General features: G+C 62.9%; 9 protein-coding genes and 1 tRNA gene. 4 read left to right on the top strand and 6 right to left on the bottom strand.

The annotated features are described in order from the left end of the window. The coding region (locus tag ACY693_RS09520; protein WP_462321589.1) for an FIST signal transduction protein at positions 1–1,071 on the bottom strand (1,071 nt) is incomplete at its 3' end. A gap of 155 nt (positions 1,072–1,226) precedes the next feature. On the opposite strand from ACY693_RS09520, the gene ACY693_RS09515 reads away from it, so the two are divergent. From ACY693_RS09515 to ACY693_RS09505, 3 genes are all read left to right on the top strand, one after another. Then, entirely contained in the window at positions 1,227–1,409 is a 183-nt protein-coding gene (locus ACY693_RS09515) for a hypothetical protein (RefSeq protein WP_462321588.1), read from the top strand. Continuing rightward, positions 1,406–2,692 (top strand): alpha-amylase family glycosyl hydrolase, encoded by a 1,287-nt coding sequence (locus ACY693_RS09510; protein WP_462321587.1) that lies wholly within the window; start codon positions 1,406–1,408, stop codon positions 2,690–2,692. The genes ACY693_RS09515 and ACY693_RS09510 overlap by 4 nt, the downstream gene beginning before the upstream one ends. Positions 2,693–2,776: 84 nt before the next feature. After that, positions 2,777–3,493: an aminodeoxychorismate lyase gene (locus ACY693_RS09505; RefSeq protein WP_462321586.1), complete on the top strand. Its 717-nt coding sequence runs from the start codon at positions 2,777–2,779 to the stop codon at positions 3,491–3,493. Positions 3,494–3,541: 48 nt separating this feature from the next. On the opposite strand, the gene ACY693_RS09500 is transcribed toward ACY693_RS09505, so the two are convergent. Continuing rightward, positions 3,542–4,243 carry a DUF502 domain-containing protein gene (locus tag ACY693_RS09500; protein ID WP_462321585.1) on the bottom strand — a complete coding sequence of 234 codons (702 nt, stop codon included), beginning with the start codon at positions 4,241–4,243 and terminating at the stop codon, positions 3,542–3,544. A 167-nt stretch (positions 4,244–4,410) separates the two neighbouring features. Between ACY693_RS09500 and ACY693_RS09495 the strand changes: the two genes are divergently transcribed. Beyond that, entirely contained in the window at positions 4,411–5,331 is a 921-nt protein-coding gene (locus tag ACY693_RS09495) for an HAD-IIA family hydrolase (protein ID WP_462321584.1), read from the top strand. A 142-nt stretch (positions 5,332–5,473) separates the two neighbouring features. Here ACY693_RS09495 and ACY693_RS09490 read toward each other — a convergent pair whose 3' ends face one another. The 4 genes from ACY693_RS09490 to ACY693_RS09475 form a co-directional block, all read right to left on the bottom strand. Beyond that, positions 5,474–6,427 (bottom strand): metallophosphoesterase, encoded by a 954-nt coding sequence (locus tag ACY693_RS09490; protein WP_462321583.1) that lies wholly within the window; start codon positions 6,425–6,427, stop codon positions 5,474–5,476. Between the two features lie 155 nt (positions 6,428–6,582). Next, a tRNA-Met gene (locus ACY693_RS09485) sits at positions 6,583–6,659 on the bottom strand. Positions 6,660–6,724: 65 nt separating this feature from the next. Continuing rightward, the gene (ychF, locus tag ACY693_RS09480) at positions 6,725–7,816 is read right to left on the bottom strand and encodes a redox-regulated ATPase YchF (RefSeq protein ID WP_462321582.1); all 1,092 of its coding nucleotides are present in this window, start codon (positions 7,814–7,816) and stop codon (positions 6,725–6,727) included. An 80-nt stretch (positions 7,817–7,896) separates the two neighbouring features. Next, a complete protein-coding gene (locus tag ACY693_RS09475; protein WP_462321581.1) occupies positions 7,897–9,390 on the bottom strand; it encodes a mannose-1-phosphate guanylyltransferase/mannose-6-phosphate isomerase in 1,494 nt (497 codons plus the stop codon). Positions 9,391–9,623 lie beyond the last annotated feature (233 nt).

Genomic DNA, 9,623 nt, shown 5'->3' with positions numbered 1-9,623 from the left:
ATCGCCAGTATTCGCGATCTCTCCCAGCGTAAAAGCCCCGTTCACAGGCTGCTCGCGGCCGACCGCCGCCAGCTCATCGGCGATGCGATCACCGAGGAATAGCACGCGTGAGATGCAGTCGATGAACAGGCAGCTTACTGAGCCTGCTTCGAATGAGTCAGGCGCCGCAAGTGCGCCTGCCTCGCTCGCGGCTGGGATCAGGGTCTCCGGCGTCCCATTGAGCAACCGCAAGAAAGCACCTTCGGGCACCTCGCCAACGCAGACCAGATGGCTGCCGTCGACAACCATCAAGGGATCGCGAACAACGATCTCGGTGCCAAGTTTAGTCATTCCGAACGGATATGACTTTGCGATTTCAAAAAAGCGATCCGCACAGACGCGTTGTCCGCTATGTGCTTCGACCACCTGCCGGTACACCTCGCGCGCAGGCTCCCAATCCAGGCTCATGACCACATTGCCCTGCGCGGCAGTAACCTTCATCGGCTCGCTGATCGGCTCCCATCCATGGGTCACGCCGATCTGGCTGCGCAGCGGAGGTCGTGCCAGCACCGCGACATCGGCCAGCAACCCGGTATTGGTCAGGATACAGGGGGCCTGTTGAAAGCTCAGCGAGCCCGCACCGCCGCCGAGAAAGTTGTTCTCCAAGCCGAAATTGGCGAACAAGCCTTCGACCAGCGCACTGATCCTGCTCGCCAAGCCGTCGACGAAGACGATCATCGTGGTCTCTGCATCCGGCTCGCCCCAGTGCGCCGTGGCTGTCTCCACCCGCTCGTCGAAATCCGCCTCGCGGTCGCTGAGTCCTTGCACACAGGCAACCTCAGGGTCCGACCCAAGGGCCAGGAGCAAGGTACCGCGCTCGACATTTTGGCTTTGGTAAGCGATCTGCGGGAAAATGCCACCGAACACCGGCATCTCGCAGCGTTGTAGGATGGGATCGAGCTGCTCTGGGCGCCAACCGTTGGCGTCACAGGCAAGCACCATGAGGCCGCCGACTCTAGCCTCAGCGGTGAGCGCGTCAAGCGCGTCGACGAAGCCTTCTGGTGTCCCACTCGGATCAAACTGCGCTCGCATGCGTCTTGCCCCTGCTCGCCAACATGAGAAGATTTCACACTGTCATGGAGTCTATCAGCTTGCGAATCCTCACCGATCGTTAGCGGATATACTTTTAGCTCCACCCCCCGAAGATCAGCCGGAGATCAACCGGAGATTAGCCTGGTAATCCATCAATGAAGCGCATCCTCTTTCCTGCCCTGACCCTGATGATCTTGTCGACCAGCCTGGGCGCTTGTTCCTGGGCTGGTAAGACGACGGGTAAGGCGGTCAACGCCGTCGAGCAAGGAGCCGCGGAATTCGAGCAGGGCTATCAACAAGAACGCTCCGAACAGGACCAAGAACAGACCCCCGAATGAAGCTCTATAACCTATTCCCGCTGCTCATCGGTCCTTTCGATCGCTGGACGCCGCATCTTCAGCGGGCCGCAGACATGGGCTTTGATTGGGTCTTCGTCAACCCGATCCAGCAGCTGGGCCGCTCCGGGAGCCTGTACTCGATCGCCGACTACTTCGCGATCAACGACGCCCTGCTGTCGTCCGACTCGCGCTTGGACGCAGACGCCCAGGTCCAGGCCATGGCCGAGATCGCCGGCGAGCAAGGACTCTCTCTGATGATCGATCTGGTCATCAACCACTGTGCCGAAGATAGCCCACTGCTCGCCGAGCATCCAGACTGGTTTCTGCGTCAAAACAACCGCGTCGCCCATCCCTTCTGTGTCGAGGCCAACGGCAACAAGGTGGTCTGGCGCGATCTGGCGCAGTTTGATCATCAGCGCGCCTTGCAGCAGGCCGATGATCCGAACGGCCTGCTCGCCTACTTCGTGCGCATGGTCGAGCACCTGATCGCACTCGGCTTCCGCGGCTTCCGCTGCGATGCGGCCTATCAACTGCCGGCGGAGCTTTGGGAACGACTGATCACGCAGATTCGCGACCGCCATCCCGATACCCTGTTTGTCGCCGAGACCCTCGGCTGCAGTCCTGAACAGACTCGCGAGACCGCTGAGGCAGGATTCGACGCCATCTTCAACAGCGCCAAATGGTGGGACTTCAACGGCAACTGGCTGCTCGAGCAGTACGAGCTGACGCGTCAGATCGCGCCCTCCATCGCCTTTCCAGAGAGCCATGACACGCGGCGCATGTTCGAGGAATTCCGCGAGAATGCCGATGCATTGCGCCAGCGCTATCTGTTCACGGCGCTGTTCGCGAGCGGGGTGATGATGCCGATCGGCTTCGAGTTTGGATTCCGTCGTCGCTTGGATGTGGTGGAGACCACACCTGACGATTGGGAAACGCCGAACATCGATCTGACCGAGTTCATCAGCCAGGTCAATGCCATCAAGGACCGAGTGCCGGTCCTTGATGGCGAGGGCCGCATCGAGCGGATCGATTATTCAGACCCGGCAATCTTGATCCTGCGCAAGCACGCGGCCGAAGGTGCCTCCGGCCAGGCCCTGCTGATCATCAACAAAGACCCTTGGGCGCGGCAGCGCTTCTATATCGATGACCTGCGCCATCTGATCCAATCGCCAGGCCCGATCCGCGACCTGTCTCCAGACTGGCCGATGGCCGAGCTGCCGGCGCCATTCGAGTTCTGGCTTGGGCCCGGCATGGCGCGGGTGCTGGTCTCATCCGACGCCTGAGCCCTTGCGAACCACCAAGCCACCCATCCTCCAAGCCACCCATCCTCCAAGCCACCGAAGATCGTTAGCGTCCTGTTCCACCGCATGCCGACCGACCGCATCACCTTCAGCTTCTTCCGCTACCCGCTTGGCTACAGCCCGGTCGCATTCCTGTTTATGGGCTTTCGCCGCCTGTTCATCGGCGCCGATGTGCCTACTGGTGATGTCCGCTTGATGGGCTGTGGCGGAGGCGATGGCTTCTCGATCCTGCCCGACCCGCGCACCTATTGTTTGATGAGCGGGCTACCGGACCCGGCCGAGGACCAACGTCTGCGCCAGAGCCGCTTCTACCGTCGCATCGCCAGACCAAGCCAAGCGCAGCTGCATATCGAGCTGAAGCCGATCTCAGGTCACGGCTCCTGGGATGGTCGCGAGCCGTTTGCGTACAGCGGTGAGCGCTCAATTGACGGGCCGTTGGCCGTTCTGACCCACGCCCGTGTGCATAGCAACCAGGTGCGCCCGTTCTGGCGCGCCGTTCCTCAGATCCGCGAGCACCTTCGGCAAGCCCCAGGCTGTCTGTTCCATATCGGCTTTGGCGAGCGCCCGCTGCGCACGCTCGCCACCTTCAGCCTCTGGCAAGATATCGAGCAGATGCGCGCCTTTGCCTATCACCAGACCCCCCACCATCGCACCCTGCGCGCGGCCCGTCAGGAGGATTGGCTCTCAGAATCGATCTTCGCGCGCTTTCGAGTGCTCAATGTCAGCGGCGACCTCGGTGCCTGGGATATCCGCACGGCGCCGCTCGGCGCAGTACACCACTGATCCGTAGCCTCTCTGATCAGCAGCCGCATCCACCAGCGCCTGTCGCGCTTAGGACTGGCTCTGTTCAGCCCGCGATCGACCGCGGCCTCCCATCGGCGTGATCGTCCCGTGCTGACCATTGGCACCGCCATCCTCGTTCAAGGCGCCACCCGTAATGACCGAGCGCAGCGCCTGCTCAGCACCGACTGCAAGCGCTTTCACCTGACGGCGCTCAAGGTAGAGCGTATAACCGCCAACCTGGTAGCTCATCGGCAAGTAGACGGCCACCAGGTCCTGTTGCTGGTCCTTGGAATCGACGTTGAGCAGCGGCAAGTCGGCATGCTCCTGCATCATGAAGCCCACCAGCTGGACCGAGGCATCACCAACGGGTAGGGTCACAATGACCGGACGGCCCAGGTCCTGATCACCGGTGCGTGCAAAGAACCGGGCAATGTCTTTCAAACCCTGGAACAGGCTCTTGACCAGCGGGATACGATCAAGCACGCGCTCGGCAATCTCGACCAGCCAGCGCACCAAGAACAGGTTTGCTAGGAGGCCGGCAGCCAAGGTCATGATCAGCCCCGCCACCAGTCCCATGCCGGGGATGTACCAGGCGTCTGGCATCAGGTGCCGGAGCAGGCCACCGACGAAGACCTCGACCGAGCGCCCTAGCCAGATCAGCAGTGCCAGCGTGATGATCAGCGGTGCAAGCAAGGCGATGCCCTGCAGGAACCAGGTCCGGAGTTGAGTCAGAAACGAGGTGTCTTGCATCGGTTGGCTCCCGTGGCGTGTATGCAACTGTGTCGAGCGTCCAGATCAGGGCAACGCAGGTTTAGACGCTGGCACAGAATAAGGCTTCCGGCGGCCGGCATTGCGGCCCCTAGCGGCCGCCATTGCAACCCATAGCGACCATGATGGAGCAAAACGAGACGGCTGCGATGACAAACGCCAACCAACAAACGACGATCTCAGCGCTGAAACAGCGCTACGACGGCTTTTTGCTCGATGCCTACGGGGTCTTGCTCGACAAACAACAGGCCTTACCCGGCGCTGCCGATCTGCTTCGAGACCTGACCCAGGATCAAGTGCCTTGGCTGGTGGTGACCAATGCGGCAAGTCGCCTGCCAGAGACCTTGAGCGCGGAATTTGCCGCATTTGGTCTTGAAGTGCCCGCCGAGCGCATACTGACCTCAGGCTCCCTGCTGGCCGACGCCGAGGTCGCCGGCCCGCTGGTCGGCCTGCGAGCCCTGGTGCTGGGTCCCGACGAATCGGCGATCTATGCCGAGCGGGCTGGTGCCCAGGTCGTCACGTTGAGCGACGATGTCGAGGCAGACGCGATCATCGTCGCCGATCAAAAAGGCGTGCGCTGGCCCGAGCACATGAACCAGACGCTGAGCCTGCTGATGCGCCAGCTCGATGCAGGTCTGCCGCCGCGCCTGCTGCTCTGCAACCCTGATCTGATCTATCCGGTGCGCAGCGACCTGCCTCGTAGCCTCCAAGTCGGCTTCACCGCAGGCGCATTAGCCGCCATGATCGAGGCCGTGCTGCAAGCGCATTGGCCTGATGCAGGACTCCGCTTCGAGCGACTCGGCAAGCCCAGCCCAGCAATCTTCGCTGCCGCCCTGCGTCAACTTGGTGCCTCCGGCCCAATCTCCCGCCCAGTCTCCCATCCGGTCATGCTCGGCGATCAGCTCGGCACCGACATCGCTGGCGCCAACGCCGCCGGCATCGACTCGGTGCTCGTCGGCACCGGTCTGGCTCCAACGCCCGGCTCGGCTGCAAGCGACGTCGAGCCGACCTGGCACTTGCCGTCACTTGCCCAATCATCAGAAACGCTCGGCGCCGCGCGTCGAGGATGACAACCGTTACGGAGCATGCATTGAAGATGGCATGGGTCATTTTCTGATCTGGAGCAGGCTACCGACTGGTTTCAACCTCTGGCTCGCCTGTTATTGAACGGCTGTCGGCGCTTTACCTGACGTCCGCTGCTGACGGAGCGGCCTAAGCTCTCTCGGCGCCGACCCAGCAAAACCGTTCGGCCCGGAGTTGCGTTTCGCCCTGCCAGCGGTAGGCACAGAGCACGCCGGGCTCGCGGCCGCTGTAGTCGAGGCAGGCGACCTTGGGGGTCAACGGCGCTGGCTCGCCATCGAGCCAGTAATGCCCGATGAACAGCGGTTGCGGATCTCGGTAGCCGGGACGGGCGCTCGGCGCAACCGGGATCGCAGGCGGCAACTGCTCGCGTTGGTCGGCATCGAGCAACGCGGCGTCGCGCAGGTCGGTGGCGGTCTCATCCCACCAGCGCACACGCACGTCGGTGCGCCAGTGGCCGGTCTTGTCTTGATACCGATGGCCGTCTGGCAACGCGACCTCAATGCCTTTGATCAGGCTCTCGAGTGCGGTATGGGCGGGATGACCGGGACGGCTGGCGGCGATGAAGCCGCCCTCGGTGAGGCAGTTGGCGTCATCGAGGAAGGGGCGGATCGCGGCGAGCTGCTCGCGGTCCCAGCAGGCATGGATGACACGCAAGCCGGGCAGCTCGAGATAGAGCGGCAGGCTGCGAAACCAGTCGATGATCTCGGCATGAAGCTCGGGCAGGTGCTCGACCTCTTTGAGAAAGTCCTGATGCTGGCGGCGGTTCTTCTCGCTGCGCGGGCGCAGATGGGTGCCTGGCGCCTCGGGGTCTTCGGTGGCATAGGCGATGGCGTGGACTTCGTGGTTGCCGAGCACGGCTTGCGCGCTGCCGGCCTCGACCATGGCGCGGACGATGGCGACGGTCTCGCGCTGAGACGGACCGCGGTCGATGAAGTCGCCGACGAAGAGGGCTTGGCGCTGGGGGTGGCGATAGGTGCCGTCGGTCTCACGGTAGCCGAGCTGCTCGAGCAGCCTACGCAGGCGCTGGGCCTGGCCGTGGAGGTCGCCGATGAGGTCGTAGGCGTCGGGGCTGTAGGCGTCCACGGTGGCTTCCTGCGGTGGCTGGAGATTAAGACGGAATGAGCGGCCAGATGATCAGGCACTTGCCGTCTGCGGTTGCCCAGAAACGCCGAGCTGATTTCGCCGGGCTTCAGACACAAAAAAGCCGCTTGTAAGCGGCTGATTTGATTCTGATTTTCTGGTGGCTACGGCTAGATTCGAACTAGCGACATCAGCATTATGAGTGCTGCGCTCTAACCAACTGAGCTACGTAGCCAATCAAGCCGATTAAGATAGCTGCCCCTGACAGCTTGGTCAAGTTCCAGAGTGCAGGTTTGCGGCTCAAACGTTGAACCGAAAGTGGACCACGTCGCCGTCTTTGACGATGTAGTCCTTACCCTCACTGCGCAGCTTGCCCGCCTCCTTGGCGCCCTGCTCGCCCTTGCAGGCGACAAAGTCATCGTAGGCGATGACCTCGGCGCGGATGAAGCCGCGCTCGAAATCGCTATGGATCACGCCCGCAGCCTGCGGTGCGGTCGCGCCAGCCGGGATGGTCCAGGCGCGCGCCTCCTTAGGACCCGCGGTGAAGTAGGTCTCGAGGCCGAGCAGTCGATAACCGGCGCGAACGACCCGGTTCAGGCCGGGCTCGTCGAGGCCGAGGTCGGCCATGAACTCGGCACGCTCGGCCTCGTCCAGCTCGACGATCTCGGCCTCGATGGCGGCGCAGACGGGAACGACCACGGCGCCCTCCTCTGCGGCGTGGGCGCGGATGCGCTCGAGCAACGGGTTGTCATCGAAGCCATCCTCGGCCACATTGGCGATGTACATGGTTGGCTTCGAGGTTAGCAGAAAGAGCTCGCGCAGCTCGGCACGCTCATCGCTGTTGAGATCCAGCGCTCGCACCGGTCGCCCCTGGTCCAGATGCGCGCTAACACGCTCGAGCAGTGCCTTGCGCGCGAGCTGGCCCTTGTCACCGGTCTTGGACTGCTTGGTCGCTTTATCCAACGCCTTGCCAACCGACTCCATATCGGCTAGCGCCAGTTCGGTGTCGATCACCTCGATGTCGCCGATCGGGTCGACACGGCCGGCCACATGGACCACATCGTCGTTCTCGAAGCAGCGCACCACATGGGCGATCGCATCGGTCTCGCGGATGTTGGCGAGAAACTTGTTGCCGAGCCCTTCGCCCTTTGACGCACCAGCAACCAGCCCGGCAATGTCGACGAACTGCATGGTGGTTGGGATCACATTGGCCGGCTTGACGATACCGGCGATCACATCGAGGCGCTCGTCCGGCAATGGGACCACACCGACGTTCGGATCAATGGTGCAGAACGGATAGTTCTCGGCTGCAATGCCGGACTTGGTGAGCGCGTTGAACAAAGTGGACTTGCCGACGTTGGGCAGCCCGACGATGCCGCATTTGAAGCCCATGCTGGTGCCCTGCTGACAAAAGGCCGCGATGGTAGCTGAAGCGAGCCGGCGAGACTAGTGGCAGACGCGTTCGTGATGCCTCAACAACCGCTGTCACCGCCGCGATCGTAGCGATCGTCAAACCGCACGATGTCATCCTCGCCAAGATAACTACCCGATTGCACCTCGATGATCTCGAGCGGGATGGTGCCCGGATTCTCGAGCCGATGCGTGGTGCCGACCGGGATGTAGGTCGACTGGTTCTCGGTGAGCAGGAAGGTCTTGTCGTCGTTGGTGACCTTGGCGGTACCAGAGACCACGACCCAATGCTCGGCGCGATGATGGTGCATCTGCTTGGAGAGCGCCTCGCCCGGCTTCACCGTCAAGCGCTTGACCTGATAACGCTCGCCCATGGTGATCGACTCGAAGGCGCCCCAAGGACGATGCACACGTTGATGATGGCGATGCTCATTGCGCTGCGCCTCGCTGAGGAACTTGGTCACTGCCTTGACGTCCTGCGCGCGCTCGCGATTGACCACCAGCACCGCATCCGGGGTCTCGACCACGATCAGGTTGTCGACGCCGACCGCGGCCAGCATCCGGCTCTGCGCGATGAGCAGGTTGTTGTGTGCCTCATGCACGAAGGCATCGCCGTCAAGCACATTGCCATCGCCATCCTGTTCGCGGACCTCCCAAAGCGCCGACCAGGCGCCGACATCGGACCAGCCGGCCTCGAGGGGCAGCACGATCGCCGGATGCTCGGCGACCGCCTCGGCCTGCGAGAGCCGTTCCATAACCGCGTAATCGATCGAATCGCTCGGGCAGTTCTTGAAGGCCGCTGCCTCAAGCCGGCGAAACGCGCCGTCGCCCTGCGTTGTTTCCATCGCCCGCTCACAGGCCTCGGCGATCTCCGGGCGGAAGCGCCGGATCAGCGTCAGCCAGACCGAGGCACGCAGCATGAAGATGCCGCTGTTCCAGAGGTACTCGCCACTGGCAAGGTAGCGCTCGGCGGTGTCGCGATCGGGCTTCTCGACGAATGCGTGCAGCCGATGGGCCTGGCCCTGCAGCGCCGGGTCGGCCAGCGCCTCACCCTGCTGGATATAGCCATAGCCGGTCTCAGGCTTGCCTGGCACGATGCCGAAGGTGATCACCGCTCCCTGCTGCGCCAGTACGGTGCCATCGGCGACCGCCCTGCGAAAGGCCTCGCTGTTAGCGACGGCGTGGTCGGCTGGCGCCACCAGTAGCACCGGGTCGTCCTCGGCCGCAGCGCGCGCCGTGAGGGCTGCCAGCGTCAGCGCCGGCGCCGTATTGCGACCGAAGGGCTCGAGCAGGATCGCGGCCGGCGAACGCCCGAGCAGCCGAAACTGCTCAGCGACCAGGAATCGATGCGCCTCGTTGCAGACGATGATCGGATCGCGCAGCAGCAGTCCCAGCCGCGGGTGCTCGTCAACCAGACCATCGAGCCGCAGCGCGGTGTCCTGCAGCATGGTATTGCTGCCGGTCAACGGCAGGAACTGTTTTGGATAGGCCTCGCGCGAGAGCGGCCAGAGCCGAGTGCCAGAGCCTCCGGATAGAATCACGGGCTGCAGGTGCATAAGGTTTCCTCGAGTGCGATCGGATTTGCTGACGTCCTTTACCCGGCCGGCATCGACGCTCAGCCTGACGCTGATAGAACAGCCGCAAGTATATACCGCTCGATCGTGCGGCTCTTGTCGACCTTTGCCGAGCGGCCTGGCTGCTATGGTGACCTCGCGTCGGGATCATGATCCCTCTTATATGGTCCGCCCCGCGTTGCAAGAGCCGCTGGACTGTTTGGTAGAAGGAAAAG

It is taken from the genome of Halochromatium sp., assembly GCF_054919635.1.
This window is presented reverse-complemented; position numbering and strand designations above follow the sequence as displayed.